Below are 22,908 nucleotides of genomic sequence, written 5' to 3' on the forward strand. Positions count from 1 at the left end.
CATGAGAACACCAAGCGTAGGAGATTTTTTGGTAGTTAGGGTTATGCAAATCCTAATTAGACTTTATAATAAAGAGCATTTAAGTAAAGCAGAACTAGCACTTGAATACGGAGTAAGTGAGCGAACAATTCAGCGTGATATTATGCAAAGGCTTGAGAGTTTGCCTATCGCTAAAGATGAGCTTGGAAGGTATTATTTAAAAGATACAAATTTACTTAAAACTTCAAAAGATGATTTAAATAAACTCGCAGCACTTTTTGGCTTAAGCTCATTTCCTACTAAACTTAGTGATGATTTTATAAATATGCTTTTAAGCTCACCCATAAGTCCTTTAAAATCTCAAAATTATGAAGCAGTTTGCAACCTTGATAGTTTTGAAATCCTTAGCAAAGCCATAATGGAGCAAAAAATCATAAAAGCTATTCACAACGAAAAAGCTAGAGTTTTAAAGCCATATAAACTCATAAATCATCTAGGCGTTTGGTATTTACTAGCTACTTATAATGATGAAATTAGAACATTTACAATGTATAAGCTAAAGGCTATAGTAGTAACTAATGAAAAGTTTATCCCAGATGAAAATGTTTTAAAAAACATAAAAGAACAAAAGCATTTTTTTGCTACTAGCTTAGAAGAAAAAGAAGTTGTTTTAGAAGTAAATGGCTTTGCTAGAGAGTATTTTTTGTATAGAAAAATACTAGCAAATCAAGAAATCATCTCAAAAGACAAAGATAAGTTAATCCTAAGCACAAAAATATCTTTAGATGAAGAATTGCTTAGCACTATATGGCAATTTATCCCTTATGTAAAAATACTAGCCCCAAAAGAACTAGCTCTTAAAAACGAAAATACCATAAAAGAATATTTATGGTATTTAAAGACATAGGATGTCTAGCTGATGTGGTAAAATCTTTTTTGTTTTAAGGAGATTTTATGAAAACAGCTAGAAAAAAATTAAGAAAAAACTATGCAAAAACCATAGCAAAAGGTTTTAAAATCCACACATATCAAAGGTGGAGCAAAAAAGAGCAAAAACAGATTAAGTATCTTAGTAAAAAAGATATATTTTTTATAAAAGATGATTATTCTTCTAAAAGAACCATAAAAGATAGCCAAAGAAGACTATATAAAAAGTTAGGCTCTAAAAGGCTTAGAAAAATTCAAAACCTTTACCCACACCATCCTAATATCTACGGACTTTTTAAACTAGTTCCTTGGGGACTTCTTCGTAAAAAAGAAAATAATTTTTCTTTAAATGCCGATAAATTAGATGAGATTTTGGCTATGTTTGATAGTGGTAGGGTGGATTTATCAAAGCTTGGTTTAGGATCTTGGAAAGATAGAGAAGTTATAAAAGATATAGAGTATAAAGATGAGCAATTTATCCCTAAAAATATCTATGAGCTTTATGTTTTGCATACTAATGGTGCTATATATAGGGTTGATACAAGCAAGATTTGTAACACTATAGAATATAAAGATAATAAATATTATCCAAGCAATAATTATGAAGTGATGTCGCTATGTTTAAATGAAAGTATAAATTTAAAAGATATTGATATATCAAATACTACTAGCCTTGAATGTGCTTTTTTAAATAGCAAAAGGAGTGATTTTGGTGGGATAAATGAGTGGGATACTTCTCGTATCAAATCTATGCGAAGTATGTTTAGTGGGTGTGGTAATTTTAACGAAAAGCTTAGTTTTGATACTAGTAGTGTTGAAGACTTTTCATATATGTTTAGTGATTGTGGGAATTTCAATCAAGAAGTGAATTTCAACACCCAAAATGCAAAAGATTTTGAAGGTATGTTTGATGGTTGTACTAAGTTTAATCAAAAAATCAATTTTGATTTTTCTAATGTAATTGCAACTTGCAATATGTTTAAAGACTGCGTTAGCTTTAATCAAGAAATAAATGCAAGTAATTCTAAAGAACTTCTTAGAACCTGCTCGATGTTTAGTGGGTGCAAGAGTTTTGATAGTAAGGTGATGCTAGATACACATAAGGTGCATAATATGGCTGAGATGTTTAGAAACTGCGTTAAGTTTAATCAAAGGCTAGATTTTAATACTTGCTCGCTTGAAAATATTAGGGAGATGTTTAGGGATTGTATTAGTTTTAATCAAGAGTTTATTGTCAAAAACGATTGTTTATATAATGTGAAAAATACCTTTAATGGCTGTATAAATCTAGCAAAAAATATCCACTTTGTAAGAACTCTTGATTGTGAAGAAAAAGATATATCTTTAAAAGATTATGTAAATTTATCTTTAATCACACCAAAAGTGCTTGAATATGAAGATACTTTTAAGGGTTGTGAAAAATTAAAAAATATAAGCATACAAACAAACGAAATTAAAGCAAACTAAGGAGTTTTTATGATAAAAGAACAGATAAAAGATTTAGATTATAAAGAATTTGGCTATAACACAAAGGCAAAATTTGATAAAAAGGTGCAAATATATTTAGAATGTAATAGCGATGAAGAGTTTTTAGATAGAGCTACTTGGGATGGTTGCACTAGTAATAGGGCTTTTTTAGTTTTAGCTTATGAGCTTTTAGGGATGAATATTGATGATAAATTAAATGAATACGATAAATTAAAAGATGAAATTCAAAGGCTAAGTGTTTGTTATTGTCACGCAATCACAGATTATAAAGTAACTAGTTGGAGTAATGCTTTAGCGTATGGTTTAGAAACTAAAGTAAAGCTAAATAAAGATGATTTTATGTTTTTGAACACTAATGCAACTGAACAAAAGCTAAAAGCTCTAGCAAAAGAGCATTATAAAGAAAAAAAACGGTATTATAAGAGGATGTGAGATAATAGAATATTATGCTAAAGTAGGCACAAATGCTTATTATATAAAGGTAGATTATGATTAAAAAAGATTTAGTGATAACTTATTCTTATGCTAAGGCAGAGTTTGTTAAAAGGCATTTAAAAGATTTTGGTTTAAATGCCTTTACTAAGTGTGTTACGCTTGAGAGTTTATACACTGATGAATTAGATGAATTTATGCTAACTTATATCATAAAGCAAGAATTAGGCGATGTAGAATGTAGTGATTTTATATACGCTTACAGGCAAGATTTAGATATAAAAGATGAATATAAAGATAGCTTTTTAAAGGTAAAAAAAGCCTGTGATGAGCTTAGAAAAAGATTTAATCTAAAGTGTGGATTTGCTGATGTCAGCGATTTTAACGATATTTATGTGGATGAGTTTTATGTGGATAATATATGTTTATATAACAACAAATTTGAAGAAGATTTTATAAACAATCTAAACGCAAAAGCCCTAAAAAAATTCCCTAAAAATAATCAAATCCCTAAAATCTACACCTACAAAGATAAAATCACAAGCATACACGAAGAAGTAAAACTAGCCCTAAGCCTAGCAAGAGAATTTATACAAAATAAGTTTAGCTTTAGGTTTGTTGCTACTTCTTTGAGTATTTATTCTAGATATTTTGAGCTTTATAAAACCATGGCAAAAATTGATGTGTATTCTTATCATAAAAGCATAGTAATTGATAATGACTTGCTAGAGCAAAAAACAAATGCTTATATGAAAAAATACGAAAAATATTTTTCTAATTTAAATAAAGATTTTATTAAAGAATACCTAAGCAAAAATCTAAGCAAAGACTATCCAAAAAATGGCATAAGATTAGAAGAATTAAGCGAATTTATAGGTTCAAATGAGCTAAATGAAAGAGTTATTTTACTAGGACTAGATTTTGAAAATTTCCCTATTAATTCAAGCGATAATGTGTTTTTAAAAAAGGATATTTATAAATATAATTCTTATGAGTTTTCTAAAGCTGTTTATGAAAATCTAAAGCAAAATACAAAAGAATTATACCTACTAAGTACTGATTATCTAAACGCTAAAAGTGTAGCTAAGTCTATAATTTGTAAAGATGATTTTACTAAGGCCAAGTTTTTAAAAAAGCGTGTTTTAAAAGATTGTTTTGCTTTTAGTCCTAAAGTAGCTAAACCCGTGAAGCTAGAATGTAAAATGAGTGCTAGTAAATATAATACTCTAAGGCTTTGTCCTAAAAGATTTTTGTATGAAAGTGCTTTAGGGATAAAAAATGATGAATTAGAACAAAGCGATTTAGAGCCAAACGAAAAAGGCACTATAATGCATAGTTGTTTTGAGTATATTGTAAAAGGTTGGGGTGATAGTTTTAATAAACAAAACCTAGCAAAAAATAGCATTGATTTAGCATTTGATGATTTTTTAAAAAAAGAAAAAAATGGACTAAAAGAGCTAAATATTTATATGAAAATATATAAAAACAAGCTTTTAAAGGGTATTAGCAACGATGATGAGCCTAGTGCGGTGGCTAAGTTTTTGAAATATTACGAAGATTATAGAAGTGAAAATAATATTAATGATACAAAAACTGAATTTGAGTTTTTCCTAGATAAAGATTTAAACCCTAGTGACGAGAATAATTATTATATAAAAGGCTTTATTGATAGACTTGACATAGGAGATGATTTTATAAATATCGTTGATTATAAAAGCAGTAAAAAGGACAAAATAGATGAAAAAAGAATGGAACAAATAAAGTCTTATGAAGATTTTCAACTAGGTTTATATTTGTTATACGCAAGTAAAAAATATCCAAATATGAAGTACTATAAAGCATCTTTACTCACATTTAACACAAAGAATTTGAAAACGGAATTTGCTTTTTTAGAATACAGCCAAGAGTATTTAAAGGGTTTAGAGCAAGAGATAAAAAAGCTTGATGAGTTTATACAAAAAGGCGAGTTTAAAGCTAAAGAAAACGATAATTGTAAATATTGTCCTATAAACAATATTTGCGATAAAGGAACAAATGATGAATAAATACAGCATACAAAAAAGCTTTACTATAAATGCAGGTGCAGGAACTGGCAAAACCTACACTCTTAGTAGAAGATATATAAATGCTATTTTAGGGTTTGATTTGTTTGCTAGTAGTGTAGATGATGAGTTTTTTTATACAGAACAAAATAGTAAAAATGTAGAAAATATCCTAACGCTAACTTATACAAATGCAGCGGCAAATGAGATGAAAAGCCGTATTTTTACACTAATGCAAGATATTTTAGATGATAGATTAAGTGGGATTGATAAGGCTAGATTTGAGAAGGTTAAGAATTCAAATTACATAAAACAAACCCTAAAAACAGCCATAAAAAATATGCATAAAGTAAATATTTGTACTTTTCATTCTTTTGCTACAAAGCTTTTAAAAGAGCAAAATCCTTTTTTTAGCTTTGAGTTATTAGATGATGAGCTTAAAAATAAATGCTTTAATGAGCTTTATTTTGAGTTACTTAGTAACAATGAAAAATTAGTAAAAGAGCTGGACTTAAATACTTTAAATGAGTTTTGTAAGGCGTATATATTTGATGATAGGTTTAGACAAATTTGCAAAAATTTTAAGCTTGATGAAATTGAATATGAGTATTTAGAGCTTAAAAAAATTGATATAGACTATCTATACCAAAACGCCGATATTTTAGGGGATAAAAAGGACTTGGCTTTAGGTGTATTAGACGGCGTAAGTGATGAAATACTACGAAAATCAGGCACAATGGAACAAAAAGAATATATAGAAAAACTAAAAGAATTTGTATGCTATAAAAGAGCTTTAAATGTCCAAGATGAGTTTGTTAAGCTTTTTGAAATTATGCTAAAACTAGCAAACGAACTTAGACAAAATTACGAGCAATTAGCTAAAAATGAGAAATTTATGGATTTTGATATGCTTATTAATAAATTCATAAAAGAAATTGATAAGCTAAAAGATATAAATTACATTATGTTTGATGAGTTTCAAGACACTAATGAAGAGCAATATAGCATAATAAATAAGCTAAATAATGCAAATATTTTTAGCGTTGGGGATATCAAACAATCAATTTATGCTTTTGCGGGTGCAAATGTAGATGTATATAAAAATGCCATAAAAGATTTAGAGCAAGTTTTTATGAATGATAATTATAGAAGTAGCAAAGAAATCTTAAATATAATAAATCAAATCACAAGAAAGCTTTTTTCACATTTAAAAGATACGGACTTAAACGCTAAAAATGACAATTTAAAAGGTGGAAGTATTAGTTATATTGTAGAAAATAGCGATGAAAGATATGAAAATACGGCGAAATTTTTAGCTCAAGTAGATGATATTTATAAACTAAACAAAGATGATAAAATAGCGGTGATGTTTGATACAAGAGCACAAATGAATAATCTAGCTAAAAAACTAGATGAATTTGGTGTGAAATATTATGTTGATGATAATACTAAATTTTATGAAAGAACAGAAATAAATCATATTTTAAACCTTATTTTTGCACTATATGATATAAAAAATAAAAAAGAAGATGAAAAATACACAAACTATGAAAAACTAGCACTTTTTAATGATATTTTTAATCTAAACGATGATGATAGACTTAGGCTTATAAAATCTAATGATTTTAGTGTTTTTAGCGAGTTTAAAAGTTGGTTTGAAAGCTTGAGTTTATCAGAATTTTTAGTACATTTATACTACGAAAAAGGCTTTTATGATGTATTTAGCGATGAAAAATCAAGGGCTAATTTAGATGAGTTTTTAGATGAGATAATCAAGCTTGAGAGTAAAAAAAGCAAAGAAAACATAATAAAAGAGCTAAAAAAACGAAAACAAACTAGCACAAAATCCCAAGCAAAATTTGTAAATAATTATAAAATCAACCTATGTACAATTCATTCAACTAAAGGATTGGAGTATGAAATGGTTGTTTTGATGAATGTAAACAAGGCTTTAGGAGTGAATAATTCTTCTCTTAAAATTAGCGAGAATTATATAGGATTTAAAATAGGCGATGAGCCAAGTCTAAGCTATGAGCTAAGCAAAAATCAAGCTAAAAAGCAAGATATTGATGAAAATAAAAGACTATTGTATGTAGCGATAACTAGGGCTATTAAGCATATAGTTTTATCTTATACTTTATCAAAAACTAAGCCAAATGATAATTCTTTTTTAGCTATGCTTGATGAACTATATAAAGATGAAAGTATGATTTGCAAGGATTTAAAGGATTTAGGAGAAAAATTATTACTAGATGAAATTAGCCCTTGTAAGCAAACTAGCCCTAAGCAAGAAACAATAAAGCTAAATAAATTAAAAATAGATAAACATATCACTACAGCCACAAATACAAATAGCGTTGAAAATCTTAATACAAAAATAGGAAGTTGCGTTCATAAAATGATAGAGAAATTTCACGAGCATTCTACAAATGAGATTTTGATGGGTTTTATAAATGAATGTGAACTTAGTGAATACAAAGATAAGATTATTGGTTTGTTTAATAATTATATCAATTCAAACCTTGCAAAAAAAGTGGCACAATCATCTAACAAACATTATGAATTAGAAATCAACACACCTGATAAAACAGGGATTTGTGATTTAATTTATTACGATAACGATTGTGGTGCTTATGTAATAGTAGATTTTAAAACAGGCAAAAAATCCCAAGAAAAAGAAAATACCTATCAAAAACAGCTAGAATTTTATAAATCAATGATGGAAAACGAAGGATATAAAATAGCAAAAACTGAGATTTTTTGGTTAGAAAATAAAAATGATTAATAATAACTTAGCAAAATCAAACGAACTTTTAAAAAAGCTAGGTATTTAAGCTTTGTGGAAAAATATAATAAACGAAAAAAATCGTTTAGTGATTTTAATAAATATAAATTTTAATTATTTGCAGTGGAATTTAAAATAGGAATTTCGTTTGGTATTTGTAATTTAAGCTTATTTTGTATATGATAAATATTTTAAAAATTAAAAGGAAATAAAATGATTAAAACACCATCTAATTCAATAACTAAAAAAGTAGGTTTTATATTTTTACTTGCAATACTACTTCAAATACCATTGTTTTTCATAAACGGCATAATAAATGAGAGAAATGATACTTATGAAAATATGGTTGATACTCTAGGTAATGAATGGGGTCAAAAGCAAACAATACACGGGATTTTTCTAGTAATAAATGGCACTAAAGAACAAAATATAAAAGATGAAGAAGGCAATACGATTACGCAAAAAGTTCCTTACGAAAAAATCATAATCCCAAGCCAAATTGATGTAAAAATTGATATTTTAGATGAGATTAGACAAAAAGGAATATATAAAGCTAGTGTTTATAACGCAAATATTAACATTGGTGGTAATTTTGCTGATTTAGATGAAAAATTACCGCAAGACTTTGATGAAATTTATTTATCTTTAGGTTTATTAGATGCAAAATCGTTAGTAAATATCTCAACTTTTAAACTAAATAGCATTGATTTAAAACCAAATGCAGGGACAAATAGTAAAAATTCTCATTTAAGATATGGAATTTCATCACTAATTAATAAAAATATGTTGAAAAATAATACACCTTTTGAAATTTCTTTCACATTAAGGGGCTCAAAAGGTATAGAGATACTTCCTTTAGCGCAAAAGAATACCTTAGATATTAATTCAAAAGAAAGCAAACCAAGTTTTTATGGGACATTGCCTGTTAGTAAAAATCTTGATAATAACGGCTTTAATGCAAAATATGAAATTATGCCATTTACTATGAATTATCAAAAAGCTATAAATAATTCAAATCATTATCTAAATGATAATCTAATCGGTATTAATCTATACGAAGGCATTACTCATTACAGACAAGTAATAAGAGCTGCTAAATACGGCATATTATTTATAATGCTTAGTTTATTTGTGGTTTATGTTTTTGAAATTTTAGGCAAAAAACCAACTCATTATATCCAATACGGAGTTGTTGGATTTTCGCTAACTTTGTTTTATTTGGTTTTGCTTTCAATGTCAGAATATTTTAGTTTTGAACTTGCCTATATTATCGCTACATTAATGGTTGTAATACCAAACGCACTTTATATAAAAGCTCTTACAAATAGCAAAAAATTTGGCTTTGGAATGCTGCTATTTTTAGGCGGTGTTTATGCAGTATTATTTTCTGTGCTTCAAATGGAGCAATTCGCACTAATTACTGGAACAATTCTTATAATGATAGTTTTATATGTTCTCATGTATATTACAAAAAATATTGATAATTTTTTGGATAAAAAGGCTGAATAATTAGGATATTAAAGGATAAAAAATATTGAAATTCCGATTTTAAATTCCGTTAAAATTTAATGTATTTTCAAGATATTTTAAAAGGAATTTAAATTAGGAATTTCAATTTTATTTTTAGTGATTTTTAAATTTAAATATTTTTGCTTTTAAGGATAACAAAATGGCTTTAAAAGGTTTTTTAGCAAAAGCTAATGTGATTTTTAAAAATACGCTTTTTTATCTAGCTTGGTTTTTGTTTTTTATACCATTTTATATAGGAGATTTTAGTTATATTCCTTGCTTTATATTTGCTTTTCTTTTTTCTAGGATTTATCTTTTACTATCTCAAGATGATTTAGATAGTAAGATAATCTTGCAAGATAAGTTTTATTTACTTTTAAGACATATTTCGCTTTTTATATTGTGTGTTTGCCTTGCTAAGATTGTTTATAATTTTTGTCTTTATGATAAAAGCGTTTATAAGAGCATTGATACTCTTAAAAATCTCGTGCTATTTGCGATATTTGGCTTTGTATATTTATATACTGCTAGAAAAAACTATAATGTTTATTTTAAAAAATACTTAGCTTTAACTTTGGCTATGCTTTGTGCTTGGTGGTATTATGATGATTTTTTAAAACAACCCAATGAGCTTATAACAAGGATTTTAAAGTCAAATTTAAAGTGTAGTAACCTTGAAAGAGTTTGCCTTGTGCTTGATAAAAGTGTATTAGATGATATAAATAATGATATAAAAGGCAAAAGCTATGATGAGATACAAAAGACTTTAAGCCAGTTAGAATTTAAAATGAAAAATGAATATTTTTATTTTACTAAAATACTTTTGGGCAAAAGTGTTAGCATTAGGCTTGAATTAGAAGATGATAAGATAATTGAGATTATAGTTTCTAGGTTTTAAATTATAGTTTTATTGGAAAATAATATTTTAAATTCTAGTTAAATATTGGCAAATTAAAATCTTAATTTTGCCCTAAAATAGGGCAAAATTTATAAGTAACCATAAAAACTCGCAAGAAAATATCCAAATATACTTGAAGTAATAACACCTATAAAACCAGGAATAATAAAACTATGATTTATTACAAATCTTCCTATACGAGTTGTTCCGCTTCTATCAAATTGAATAGCTGCTAAATCACTTGGATATGTTGGTAAAATAAAATAGCCATAACAAGCTGGTGCGAATGCTAAAATAATTGCTGGATTAACTCCTATATTTAAAGCTAGTGGCACAAACGCTACAAGTGCAGCTGCTTGAGAATTTACTAATTTAGAAATTATTATTAAAACTATTGCGTAAGTCCAAGGATATTCGCTTAATATATTTCCTAAGCTATCTTTTATCATTTGAGTATGTGTTGCAACCATACTATCAGCCATCCAAGAGATTCCAAATACAGCCACAAGAGCAACCATTCCTGATTTAAATATCTCACTTTTTGAAATATTATTTGCATTAGTTTTTGTAAAGATTATTATTAATGAACCTGCCAAAAGCATAAAAATTTGAATTACTTCAACCATTCCTAAAGGTTTTGCTTGTTCTTTTTTATCGCTAAAAATAATTTTTGCATTTTCAAATTTTTCATTATTAATAATTACATAGTTATTTTCTTGTGTTATTTGTAGATTGTTATCAATGCTAATTGCTTTTATATTTTCTTTCGTACTTTTTACTTTACCATCTTTAATAGTTTTATTTAATTCATTATAAGTAATTATGAGATTTGAATTCTTAATAGGTATTTCTTTCATTGTTTTAGCATTATTATCTACGATTAAAATACTTGCTGAATCAACTTTTGTGTTAAATGCAGGTCGTAGATTTGAAAAATATCCTAAAATAGCAACTAAGGCAATAGCGCCTAAAAATATCCACATTGATAACCAAGCACTATTAGGTAATTTTTCACCTATTAATGATTTGCACCCACCACCATAAACATATTTTTTAAATTCTTCATCTTTAATTTTTTCTTGAAATTCACTATCTTTATCTAAATCTTTACCCCTAAACCAGCTAAATATTCCAACGCAAAGCACTCCTAAATAAGTTGATGGTATTGTAATTTTAAGTAAGTCCAAATATCCATCAAATCCTGCTAAGTGATGATTACTATTAATAATAAATGCTGTTAGAGTTACTACAGCCACTGATACTGGGCTAGCAATTATTCCAAGTTGTGCTGAAACACTACTTGCTGCCATCGGTCTTTCAGGTCTAATATTGTTTTTAATAGCTATGTCATATACAATAGGTAAAATTGTATAAACAACATGCCCTGTGCCACAAAGAACGGTTAAAGTACAAGTTGTAATTGGAGCTAAAATACTAATATATTTTGGATTTTTTCTAAGAATTTTTTCAGCTATTTGAAGCATTACATCAAGACCACCACTAGTTTGAAGTGTCGCACTAGCCACAACAACTGCTAAAATAGTTAGCATAACATCAATTGCTGGTTTTCCTGGTTTTACACCAAAGCCAAAAATCATCACAATAAGCCCAACGCCGCCTAACATTCCAAGAGTAATTCCACCTTTTTTTGAGCCATAAAATAGGCAAATACATACAATAGCTAGTTGTATAGCAAATTGTAAAGAATTAGGTAAATTCATAAGAATATCCATTTTTTATCCTTTAATTAAAAAAAAATTGATAAATTTTATATTTAAAAGTTAAATATTTAAATTAATTTTAAAAATTAAGTTTTAATTAATTTAAATATTAGTATTAAATTTTTTACTTAGAATTTGGTCTATTATTTATAAAATGATTTTTGTTGCCATTGTAAATACTTTTACTTAGTAAAATGTGAAAAATTTAAGGAGTAGGTAATGAAAGTAATCATTGAAGCAAAAGCAAAAATTATGGCTGAAAACGAAAATCAAGCAAAAATCAATCAAGAGTTTTTTAAAAAATCTAATTTATATTGCCTTAATTTTATGAGCTCTCCTGGTAGTGGTAAAACCACTCTACTTGAGTATATTATAAAAAATAATTTATTAAAATTATGCGTAATTGAAGGGGATTTAGAGACTAATAAGGACGCTGATAGGATTATCAAAGCAGGTGCTAAAGCATATCAAATAAGCACAGGTCAAAGCTGTCATTTAGACGCAAAAATGATAGATTTAGCTCTAAAAAATCTTGATATTAGTAATTCAGAGTTTTGTGTAATAGAAAATATAGGCAACTTAGTATGCCCTGCATCATATAAATTGGGCGAGAATTTAAATGTTGTACTTTTATCAAGTCCTGAAGGAAGTGATAAAGTAGCAAAATATCCTGTTATGTTTAAAAGAGCTGATGTGATAGTTTTAACTAAAATGGATATAGCAAAATATTTTGATTTTAGCCTAGAAACTATCACACAAGAAGCAAAAAAATTAAATCCAAATGTAAAAATCTTTTGTGTAAGTAGCACTACAGGCGAAGGAATTGCCGAACTTTGTGAATATTTTAAATCTTTAAGGAGTTAATATGTGTTTATCTATACCATCAAAAGTTTTAAGTGTTGATGAAAATAATTTTGCACAGGTTGATACTTTAGGGATTAAGCGCGGGGTTAGCCTTGATTTGATACCTGAGCAGGTTAATGTGGGGGATTTTGTATTAATTCATGTTGGTTTTGCTATGCAAAAAATTGATGAAGCAGCTGCTAAAGAAAGTTTAGAATTATATAAGCAAATTGCAGATGAAATAGGTAGCGAAGAGATTGAAAGTAGGTTTTTATGAATTACATAAAAGAATATAAAGACGCAAATATTATTAATAATTTAAAAAAACTAATTAATAATGTTAAGCTTGATAGGGTTTATAATGTAATGGAAATTTGTGGTGGACATACACATTCGCTTATAAAATACTCAATCCCTTCTCTTTTACCTAATATTAACTTCATCCATGGGCCAGGTTGTCCTGTTTGTGTAATGCCAAAAAGCAGGCTTGATGAAGCTATTTTTTTAGCAAGTATGGAAGGTGCTATTTTTTGCACGCTTGCTGATTTGATTAAAGTTCCTGCTAGTAATACGAGTTTAGAAAAATTAAGAGCGCAAGGCAAGGATATTAGAGCGCTTTATAGTCCACTAGAAGTATTAAAAATTGCAAATGAAAATAAAGATAAAAAGATTATATTTTTTGCAATAGGTTTTGAAACTACTACTCCTATGAGTGCGGTTTTGATTGAAAAAGTGCTTGAAATGGGACTTAAAAATGTATTTTTCCATATAAATCATGTAAGAGTTCCTGAGCCTGTTGAAGCCTTATTAAATGATAAAGATTGTAATATTGATGGCTTTTTAGCCCCATCGCATGTAAGTGTGATAATAGGAGAAAACGCATATTTAAATATGGCTAATACTTATAAAAAACCATTTGCTATAAGTGGTTTTGAGCCTGTTGATTTAATGCACTCGCTATTAAATTTAAGCTTACAATTTAAGAATAAAACTCATAATGTTTATAATGAATATTCAAGATTAGTTAGTAAAAATGGTAATGAAAAAGCTAAAGAATTAATTGATAAATACTTTAGGCGTGATGATTTTGAATTCCGTGGCTTAGGTGTTATTAGTAATGGCGGTTTGGAGCTAAAAGATGAATATGATTATATAAACGCAAAAAAAGTATTTGATATAAAAACAAATACAAAAGCAGAAAACAAAGCCTGTCTATGCCCTAAGATTTTAAAAGGACTTGCAAAGCCAACTGATTGCAAAGTTTTTGGTAATTTATGCACGCCTAATAATCCAATAGGAAGTTGTATGGTAAGTAGTGAAGGTGCTTGTGCTGCTTATTATAAATACAATAGAATTTAAATTAACTCCTTTTTATAGGAGTTAATATGATTATTTGCTTATAAATCTTAGCCAAATATAGCCTAATACAGCTGATACAAAAGAAGCACTAAGTATTGCTAATTTTGCACTATTAAATAATTCAGGATTATTTTCAAATACAAGAGTGTTTATAAAAAAGCTCATAGTAAAACCAATACCTGTTAGTATGCAAACCCCGTATAATTGAACTTTATTTGATGGTAATTTAAAGCCAAATTTACTAGCAATTAAGCAAAAGCTAAATACACCTAATTGTTTGCCTAAAAATAGACCTAAAAATACTCCAAAAAATACTGCATTAAAATCATTTAAATTAAGACCATTAATTAAAACTCCAGCATTAAATAAAGCAAATAAAGGCAATATAAAATAATTTATATAAGGTGTTAAATCGTGCATTATATGTTCTAAAAATTCTTTATTATCTTTAGTATTTAATGGTATAAAAAACGCACACGCCATACCAGCTAAAGTCGCATGAACTCCACTTTTAAGAACGCAAACCCAAATAAATGCACCAATAATCACATAAAGGCTTTTTATACAAATATGCAAATAATTTAACAATAACAAAATAGCTAAACCACAAGTAGCAAGGCTAAGACTTAAAATACTTAGCTCATTTGTATAAAATAAAGCGATTATAATAATTGCAGCAACATCATCAAATATTGCAAGGCTTAGTAAAAATATTGTTAAAGATTTTGGAATTTTATTTCCAAGTAATAATAAAACTCCTAAAGCAAAAGCAATATCAGTTGCAGTCGGTATTGCAAAGCCTTGTAAAGCAAAGCTATCGTTTATATTAATTAAACTATAAATTATAGCAGGGACAATTACTCCGCCAAGTGCTGCAATTAGTGGCAAACTAGCAGCTTTTATATTGCTTAATTCTCCTATTAGGATTTCTTTTTTAACTTCTAATCCAACCCAAAAGAAAAATATAGCCATAAGCCCATCATTTACCCATAAAGTAAGTGGTTTTATAAGGTTTAAATCTCCAAAAATCACACCTGCTTTATAATTAGTAATGAGTTCATAATAAGTGTTTAGATTTGAATTTTTAAGAGCTAAAGCAAGTATAGTCATAAAAATCAATAAAATTGGAGCAAAAAGCTCGTGAGTTATAATTTTTTTAAGCATAATATCTCCTTGTTAAAAATTATTTTTTAGCAAGAAAAGTTTGCAATACATTAAACGAAAGCTCATTTAAGCATTGATAGGCAATGCTATTTTGCATTAATTCATTTTTTGTTTTATTAGAAAATGCTTTTGTTAAAGAAAAGCAATTTTTAAAATCACTATTATTTAAACCACAAAATATTATTAATTTTTTATCATAAATTTTACAAATTTGATTAATTTCTCCGATTACTTTTCCCATTAAACTTTGATTATCAAAAGCACCTTCTCCTGTTATTATTAAATCAGAGTTTTTAATCAATTCTTCAAGATTTAAAAGGTTTTTAATATACGAAAAACCACTTTCAAATTCCGCATTTAAAAATGCTTTAAAGCCAAATCCAAGCCCACCAGCAGCACCACAACCTTGAAATTGTGAATAATCTTTAGCTAAATATTTTTCACAAACTTTTGCAAAATTTTTTAAACCCAAATCAAGCATTTTAATTTCATCATCATTTGCACCTTTTTGCCTTGCATAGACATACGCTGCACCATTTTCTCCATATAGTGGATTTTTCACATCACAAGCTATTTTAAAGCTGCAGTTTTTAAGCTCTTTTAATACATTTTTATCATTTATTTTTGCAATTTTTATTAGATTTTCTCCGATAGGTTTTAAAATATTTTCAAATTCATCTAAAAACTCGTATCCTAAAGCACTTAGCATTCCTATTCCAGCATCATTTGTAGCTGAGCCACCAATGCCTATTATAAACTCATTTGCACCATTATTAATAGCATCTTTTATAGCAATACCTAGTGAAATTGTGCTAGTTTTACAAGGATTTTTTTCATTTTCATTAAGAGCGATTAATCCTGCAAATTCTGCCATTTCAAAATATGCTTTATTTTCTTTTAAAAGATAATAACCATTATAATCTCTAATACCATAAGCGTTTTTTAAGTTTAAATAGATTTTTGTAGCATTGATTTTATCATTTATACTTTCTAAAAAGCCTTCTCCACCATCAGAAATAGCTAGTTGAATTGAGTTTATATTTAATTTATCGCAAGATTTTTTGATAGCTTCGTTTGCTTGTTTTGAACTAAGAGAGCCTTTAAAACTATCACAAATAATTAATGCTTTCATTTTTTTATCCTTTTAATTACAAAATAAATTAGTAAAAAACTAAAAAATAAAGTAGCACTTATATCAAGTATAAATTCATTCATAAAAAATCTCCGTTTTTTTAGGTAGCATTAGGGTATTATCTGTGTATTTTAAATATTTTAGCTTTAGCGCATAAATTTTGTGATTTAGTGCAAAATTAGCAGCCTTATATGTATTTAAATAAAGCTTTTTTTGGGTTTCATTTGCTAATAATAATTTTCCTATTATTTGAACGCCTTTAATTGGATTGTTTGTATAAATTGCTGCACTTAATAATTCATCTAATTTAATATGCCTTGAAGTAGGCGATGAAATAAAAAGCAATGCTTCATTAATCTCATCAAATTTATAAAATAAAGTAGCCGAATAAGGCTCATTTGTAGAAACTACGCAAATATTGTTAGAATTTAAAAACTCATTTATTTTAGATTTCAATATCAATACCAACAGGACAATGATCAGAGCCCATTACATCGCTTAATATAAAGGCGTCTTTTAAATAAGGGGTAAGATTATTTGATATGAAAAAATAATCAATTCTCCAACCAACATTTCTATTTCTAGCAGCTGCACGATAGCTCCACCACGAATATTTTTCAGGAATATCTCCGTTTATATATCTAAATGTATCAACAAATCCAGCATCAAGCAATCTATCAATCCACTCACGCTCAATTGGTAAAAATCCACTTGTTTTTTCATTAGCTTTTGGGTGAGTTAAATCTATTGGGCGGTGTGCTGTATTTACATCTCCACAAATTATGATTTTTTTACCTTCTAATAATAATTTTTTTAAATATTCTAAAAAATCATCATAGAATTTCATTTTATAATCTAATCTTTCATCACCGCTTTGTCCGTTTGGAAAATATATATTAAACAAAACAATATCTTTAAAACTATGCTCTAAAACTCTTCCTTCATCATCAGGAAAAAATTGGGCAAATCTACTCTCGCATTCAAAATTTAAAAAGCTCATAACACCAGAATATCCAGCTCTTTTTGCTGAATTTGATTTAATATCTTTAAAGCCTAAATTGTTTATATCTTTTGGAAATTTATCAGGTGTTGCTTTTATTTCTTGAATACCTAAAAAATCAGTAGGGTATTTTTCTAAAAATGAAAACCCATCTTTATCACAAATTGCTCTTAAACCATTTACATTCCACGAAATTAATCTCAAAACTATTCCTTAAATTAAGTTATTTATAATGATAAAAACTATACAAAAAGGTAGTAAATGTTAAAGATAAATCCAATTTTATTTAATTTTGTTTTAAGTGCATATATAATCGCTTTGAATTATTTTTCTATGCTTACATTTTTGAGTAATAAAATAAGTGATATTTATTTTTTTACAATAGTAAATATTATATATTTTACATTGATATTTTTAGTTATTAATATATTATGTTTTTTTAGAATTTTGGCTTATATTTGTTCTGTTATTTTAATAATATGCACTGGATTTAGTATATATTTTATTAAAACTTACAATGTAGTTATTGATGGAAATATGGTAGCTAATGTATTTTTAACAGACAAAAGAGAAATAAGCGATTTATTTTCTTTATCTTTTGTATTTTTTATATTATTAAGCGTTGTATTACCAATAATTTTGCTAAGATTTATTAATATAAAAAAAGGTTATTATCTAGCTAAAATAGTTTCAATTATTTTAAGTGCTATGTTGATTTTTGTCATAGTATTTACTAATTCTAGAACTTTTATACCTTTTATTAGAACTAATGATGACATAAGATATTACAATGTGCCTTTTCATCAAATATATTCTGCTATCAAAATAACAAAATCAAAATTCACTCCTAAAGAAGAGATGGTAAAAATAGGGCTTGATGCTTCTATTCAAGATGATAATGAGAGCAAAACTTTTATTTTAGTAGTAGGAGAAACTGCAAGGGCAAAGAATTATTCTTTAGGCGGATATACTAAAAACGATACTAATTTTTATACTAAGAATTTAAATATTAATTATTTTAGTAATTTTACATCTTGCGGGACTGCCACTGCTCAATCTTTACCTTGTATGTTTTCATTGCATGATAGGGTGGATTTTAAAAAAGGTGAAAATTATGAGAATGTTTTAAATCTTTTAAATCGTTTTATTGATGTGCGTTGGATAGATAATAATTCTGGAGGTTGTCAAAATGTTTGTAATGACATTAATTCTATTATTAAAAGTAAAGATTATGATGGATGGTTAGTTGATGAAACTAAGAATATATTAAAAAGTAAAAAAGATAAAAATACATTAATAATAGTGCATTTACAAGGTTCTCATGGACCAAGTTATTATCTTAGATATCCAAAAGAATTTGAAAAATTTACTCCAACTTGTAATACAAATAAATTGCAAGAATGTAGCGAAGATAATTTATATAACACTTATGATAACACCTTGCTTTATACTGATTTTATAGTGGCTAGTTTGATTGATGTTTTAAAGACTGATAATGCTGATAAAAAAGCTTTATTTTATCTAAGTGATCACGGAGAAAGTTTAGGAGAAAATGGGTTTTATTTGCACGGAATGCCATATTATTTAGCACCAAAAGAGCAAATTCAAATTCCGGCTATTTTATGGACTAATTATGAGTATAACAATAAAGATAAACTTGATTTTAAACTATCTCAAGATAATTTATTTAGTTCTTTATTAGGGTTTTTTAATATTTCTACAAAAGATTATAGGAAAAACTATGATTTATTTAGTATAGATTTAGAAAATAATTTATAAATAATATAAAAAATAAAATATTTATAAAATTTTTATTTAGTTTAATATTATTTTAATAATTGTGTGGTTATAATACGCCATTCCTTGTTTTAAAGGGTTGCAGCTAATAAATCGTTAATCATTTTTCAACTATACTCCTAAATGCAACCCTTTTAATCTCTTCAATATTTACGATTTTTACATATTATTTTTACTTTAATTTATTTGATATTTTTTAAGGAGATTGTATGAGAAAAATATTATTAGCTTTAGGTATTTTGGTATCTTTAAGTGCTAATGAAAGTTTGTTTGAAAAGGGTGAATATAAAAAAGCTTATCCTAATTTTAAACAAGAATGTAATAAAGATAATTCTAATGCTTGTTATAGATTAGGAGAGATGAATGAATTTGGATTAGGAACTGGAATTTCTTATTCTTATGCTTATAAATATTATAAAAAATCTTGTGATTTGAATAACAAAAAAGCTTGTGGAAGTCTTGGAAAAATGTATTATCTAGGGCTTGGTGTTAATAAGGATATAAAAAAAGCTAATGATTTATTAGATAATGCTTGTAAGAATGACATTTATGAAGCTTGTGATAATTATGCTTATTTACAAAAAAAAGAATATAAAGAATTTAAACAAGACGAATTATTTAAAGCTTGCAATGGTGGAATTGCTAATTCTTGTATAGAACTTGCTAATAATTTAAATCCTAATCAAGGAATTGATTTTTATTTAAGAGCTTGTGGTTTAGGCGATGATTATGGTTGTCAGATGGTGTCAAATTGGTATTTAACTACCCAAGTTGTTAATAATAAAATATCTAATTTTTCTGATTTAAGCGATAAAGAGTGTAATAATAAAAATTATAAAGCTTGCAAGTCAATAGGAGATGTTTATAGATATTTAAACAATATAGAAAAAACTCAAATGTATTATGAGCAAGGATGTGAATTAGATGATAAAGATTCTTGTGCTAGCTTAGCGGTATTACAAGAACATAATAATGATTTTGAAAAAGCTATAAAAAACTATGAAAAATCTTGTAAGATTGGCGATGGTTATTCTTGTTCTAGACTTGGATATATGTATGAAGATGGATTAAAAGATAATGATAAGACATATATCAAAACAGATTCTTCTAAATCAAAAAAATTCTTTCAAAAAGCTTGCGAATTAGGTTTTACTAAAGCTTGTAATTAATATTTTATACATTTTTTTGCCTTTTTTTGTAAAAATTATATTTTTTGCACTGAAGGGCAATAATAGAATTTATATATTTTCGTTAAATTAACCTTGTTTTGAAATTCAACAAGGAGAAATATTATGGCGGAAGCTGGAAAAATTATTAAATTAATAGGCGATGTTAAAGCTATTAATGTTAATGGTGAGAAGTCACTAAATGTAGGCGATGCAGTATCACTAAATGATACTATTAGAACAATCGGAAAAGATACAAGTGTTGATATAGAACTTAGCAGTGGCAAAGTTTTACATATTGTAGGAGATAATGTTGCAAAGATTGATAATAGTATTTTAACAAGTGAAAGCTTTGAAAATGAAGCTGCAATTGATGATAAAATCAATAACTTAATCAATAACTTAGTAAATAACAATGGAGAAATAGAATTAGACGCAACTGCTGCTGGTGAAGCTGGTGCTGCTGGTGCTACTGGAACATTAAATGATGTTGTATTTGACCAATCAGGTAGCGAAAGCACAGTTTATGCAGATGTATTATCAAGAGAAGTTGATAATAATGTTATTACTAACTTTAACAACAACGGCTTAGGTGCTGCAAATCTTAATGATTTATTAGCGCAAGGTAATCAAGTAACACCTGAAATTAATGGAGAAGCTAACAATGGCGAAATTCCTACAATTCCAGGAAACAATGGTGCTAATGACAATGTAGTTCCTGAAAATCCAGAAAATAATACAGGAAACAATACTCAACCTGAAGTTAAACCTGAAGAAAAACCTGAAAATACCGAAGATGTTGTAACTCCAGAAGTTAAACCTGAAGATAAACCTGAAGAAGATAAAACTGAAGATAATACTCAACCTGAAGTTAAACCTGAAGATAAACCTGAAGAAGATAAAACTGAAGATAATACTCAACCTGAAGTTAAACCTGAAGAAAAACCATTAAATTTAACTGCAAATGTATATGATAAAGATTCTAATATTGTAGATGGTAAATTAACAAATGGAACAGAATTTACTATAAAAGGTAGTGGAGCTACACCTAATTCTGAAGTAACAATAAATGTTATTGGTTATACATTAGATGGTAACAATGTAGCTCAAATCCATTTCCCTGTAAAAGTTACAGCTGATGCTAATGGTGATTATAGCTATACTTTTGACTTATCAAATGCTGAATTATTATATAAATATCATGTTGAGAATGGTAATAATAGTGTAGATAGCTCATTTAGTGTAGATAATATAGCTCCTGTAATAACAGATACTAAAGTAGAAGTTGTAGAAGGAAATGTAGTAGTATCAGGTAAAACAGAGCCAGAAGCGGTAGTTTCAACTCCTAATGGAGATAAGGCGACGGCTGACAAAGATGGTAATTTTGTAATTACTATTCCAAATGCTAGTGATAAGGTAGAAATTAGTGCAACTGATAAAGTTGGCAATACAAGTGTAAATCCAGCAATTATTGAAGTTCCAGCTTCTGAAAATAAACCTGAAGAAGATAAAACTGAAGATGTTGTAACTCCAGAAGTTAAACCTGAAGATAAACCTGAAAACACTGAAGACAATAAACAACCTGAAGAAGATAAAACTGAAGATGTTGTAACTCCAGAAGTTAAACCTGAAGATAAGCCAGTAGCTCCAGTATTTGATAAACTTGTTATTACAGAAGTAAATGGTGATGATACTATAAAAGATCATTCAGCAACAGTTGATAGCAATAGCTTAGTGCTTAAAGGTAAATTAGAAAATTATCAAGGCGTAGCAGGAGATTACGAATTTGATATTCAAAGTAATATATTAAATAGTGTTGTAAATGATATTAAAGTTGTTGGACACATTGATGCAGATGGCACATTTACAATCAATCTTGATGCGAATATTATTGGTAATAATATTGGTTTAATTCAAGTTAAATTTGAAGGTAAAGCAGATGTTGTTACTATATTAGAAGCTGCAAGTAAAGAAGTAGATGCTAAAGTTGATGTTGAAATTGCAGGCAATGGTGTTAATGTTGAAAATACTTTAAATAATAATAAGGTTCTTACAATTAGTGGAACAATTAAGCCAGTTGATGCTAATGGAAATGCTGTTGAATTTGTTGAAAATAAAGCTCTTGTTAAAATTAATGATAAAGTTGTTGATGTTACATTTAATAAAGATGGCTCATTTACAACTACTTATACTCCAGAAAAAGATGGAGAAGTTAAGGTAGAAGTAACTTATAATGTAAATGATAAAATAGTATCTGATGTTGCTACAACGACAATAGACACTACAGCTCCATTATTAGGAGAATTAACAGGAACTCCAGATTTAAATGGTAATTATGTTGTAGAAGGTAAAACAGAGCCAAATGCAGTGGTAACAATAAATGGTAAAACTGAAGTAAAAGCTGATGCTGATGGTAACTTTAAAGCAACATTAAATGATGTAAAAGATGGTGAAAAATTAGAATTAGTAGCTAAAGATGAAGCTGGAAATATTAGTAATGTTGGCACAATAAACGCTAAGTTAGATACTAAAGAAGGCACTTTAGAATTTAAAGTATTCCAAGGCGATGAAGATGGATATTTCAACAACTTAACTGAAATTCCAAATGGTGGTAGAACATTTGATACTACTCCAACATTTATAGGTAAATCAGTTGCTAATGATAC

General features: G+C 27.5%; 18 protein-coding genes. 13 read left to right on the forward strand and 5 right to left on the reverse strand.

Annotation, left to right across the window (positions count from 1 at the left end; translation table 11 throughout):
- Nucleotide 1 precedes the first annotated feature (1 nt).
- From KJR01_RS06920 to KJR01_RS06950, 7 genes are all read left to right on the forward strand, one after another.
- Entirely contained in the window at nt 2-886 is an 885-nt protein-coding gene (locus KJR01_RS06920; RefSeq protein WP_214117943.1) for a helix-turn-helix transcriptional regulator, read from the forward strand.
- A 47-nt stretch (nt 887-933) separates the two neighbouring features.
- Nucleotides 934-2,373, forward strand: a complete 1,440-nt coding sequence (locus KJR01_RS06925; RefSeq protein ID WP_214117944.1) for a BspA family leucine-rich repeat surface protein — start codon at nt 934-936, stop codon at nt 2,371-2,373.
- A 9-nt stretch (nt 2,374-2,382) separates the two neighbouring features.
- Entirely contained in the window at nt 2,383-2,826 is a 444-nt protein-coding gene (locus tag KJR01_RS06930) for a hypothetical protein (RefSeq protein WP_214117945.1), read from the forward strand.
- Nucleotides 2,827-2,882: 56 nt separating this feature from the next.
- Nucleotides 2,883-4,871: a PD-(D/E)XK nuclease family protein gene (locus tag KJR01_RS06935; RefSeq protein WP_214117946.1), complete on the forward strand. Its 1,989-nt coding sequence runs from the start codon at nt 2,883-2,885 to the stop codon at nt 4,869-4,871.
- Complete coding sequence (locus tag KJR01_RS06940) at nt 4,864-7,653, forward strand: UvrD-helicase domain-containing protein (protein WP_214117947.1); 2,790 nt, start codon at nt 4,864-4,866, stop codon at nt 7,651-7,653. Before KJR01_RS06935 ends, KJR01_RS06940 begins: the two co-directional genes overlap by 8 nt.
- A gap of 213 nt (nt 7,654-7,866) precedes the next feature.
- Complete coding sequence (gene creD / locus KJR01_RS06945) at nt 7,867-9,162, forward strand: cell envelope integrity protein CreD (RefSeq protein ID WP_214117948.1); 1,296 nt, start codon at nt 7,867-7,869, stop codon at nt 9,160-9,162.
- A gap of 160 nt (nt 9,163-9,322) precedes the next feature.
- Complete coding sequence (locus KJR01_RS06950; protein WP_214117949.1) at nt 9,323-10,060, forward strand: hypothetical protein; 738 nt, start codon at nt 9,323-9,325, stop codon at nt 10,058-10,060.
- Nucleotides 10,061-10,149: 89 nt separating this feature from the next.
- Here the strand turns inward: KJR01_RS06950 and KJR01_RS06955 are convergent, their stop codons facing one another.
- On the reverse strand, nt 10,150-11,793 hold the full coding sequence (locus KJR01_RS06955; protein ID WP_214117950.1) for an anaerobic C4-dicarboxylate transporter: 1,644 nt from the start codon (nt 11,791-11,793) through the stop codon (nt 10,150-10,152).
- Between the two features lie 207 nt (nt 11,794-12,000).
- On the opposite strand from KJR01_RS06955, the gene hypB reads away from it, so the two are divergent.
- Genes hypB through hypD form a run of 3 tightly spaced genes read left to right on the forward strand, consistent with a single transcriptional unit; the run spans nt 12,001 to nt 13,983 of the window.
- The gene (hypB, locus tag KJR01_RS06960) at nt 12,001-12,645 is read left to right on the forward strand and encodes a hydrogenase nickel incorporation protein HypB (RefSeq protein ID WP_214117951.1); all 645 of its coding nucleotides are present in this window, start codon (nt 12,001-12,003) and stop codon (nt 12,643-12,645) included.
- A 1-nt stretch (nt 12,646) separates the two neighbouring features.
- Nucleotides 12,647-12,901 carry a HypC/HybG/HupF family hydrogenase formation chaperone gene (locus KJR01_RS06965; RefSeq protein WP_214117952.1) on the forward strand — a complete coding sequence of 85 codons (255 nt, stop codon included), beginning with the start codon at nt 12,647-12,649 and terminating at the stop codon, nt 12,899-12,901.
- Nucleotides 12,898-13,983, forward strand: a complete 1,086-nt coding sequence (gene hypD / locus KJR01_RS06970; protein ID WP_214117953.1) for a hydrogenase formation protein HypD — start codon at nt 12,898-12,900, stop codon at nt 13,981-13,983. Before KJR01_RS06965 ends, hypD begins: the two co-directional genes overlap by 4 nt.
- Before the next feature lie 30 nt (nt 13,984-14,013).
- On the opposite strand, the gene nhaA is transcribed toward hypD, so the two are convergent.
- The 4 genes from nhaA to KJR01_RS06990 all read right to left on the reverse strand — a co-directional run bounded on the left by nhaA (nt 14,014) and on the right by KJR01_RS06990 (nt 17,483).
- Nucleotides 14,014-15,147 carry a Na+/H+ antiporter NhaA gene (gene nhaA, locus KJR01_RS06975; RefSeq protein WP_214117954.1) on the reverse strand — a complete coding sequence of 378 codons (1,134 nt, stop codon included), beginning with the start codon at nt 15,145-15,147 and terminating at the stop codon, nt 14,014-14,016.
- A 19-nt stretch (nt 15,148-15,166) separates the two neighbouring features.
- Complete coding sequence (locus KJR01_RS06980) at nt 15,167-16,279, reverse strand: glycerate kinase (protein WP_214117955.1); 1,113 nt, start codon at nt 16,277-16,279, stop codon at nt 15,167-15,169.
- A 75-nt stretch (nt 16,280-16,354) separates the two neighbouring features.
- Nucleotides 16,355-16,735, reverse strand: a complete 381-nt coding sequence (locus KJR01_RS06985) for a hypothetical protein (RefSeq protein WP_214117956.1) — start codon at nt 16,733-16,735, stop codon at nt 16,355-16,357.
- Nucleotides 16,725-17,483, reverse strand: coding sequence for an exodeoxyribonuclease III (locus tag KJR01_RS06990; RefSeq protein ID WP_214117957.1), 759 nt, complete (start codon nt 17,481-17,483; stop codon nt 16,725-16,727). The genes KJR01_RS06985 and KJR01_RS06990 overlap by 11 nt, the downstream gene beginning before the upstream one ends.
- Nucleotides 17,484-17,540: 57 nt before the next feature.
- Between KJR01_RS06990 and KJR01_RS06995 the strand changes: the two genes are divergently transcribed.
- The 3 genes from KJR01_RS06995 to KJR01_RS07005 all read left to right on the forward strand — a co-directional run.
- Entirely contained in the window at nt 17,541-19,058 is a 1,518-nt protein-coding gene (locus KJR01_RS06995; protein ID WP_214117958.1) for a phosphoethanolamine transferase, read from the forward strand.
- 227 nt (nt 19,059-19,285) lie between these two features.
- Complete coding sequence (locus KJR01_RS07000) at nt 19,286-20,245, forward strand: tetratricopeptide repeat protein (RefSeq protein ID WP_214117959.1); 960 nt, start codon at nt 19,286-19,288, stop codon at nt 20,243-20,245.
- A gap of 123 nt (nt 20,246-20,368) precedes the next feature.
- Nucleotides 20,369-22,908: Ig-like domain-containing protein (locus tag KJR01_RS07005; RefSeq protein ID WP_250325160.1), on the forward strand; the 2,540-nt coding region annotated here is incomplete at its 3' end.

Source organism: Campylobacter sp. 2018MI10 (assembly GCF_018501175.1).
GTDB lineage: Bacteria > Campylobacterota > Campylobacteria > Campylobacterales > Campylobacteraceae > Campylobacter_E.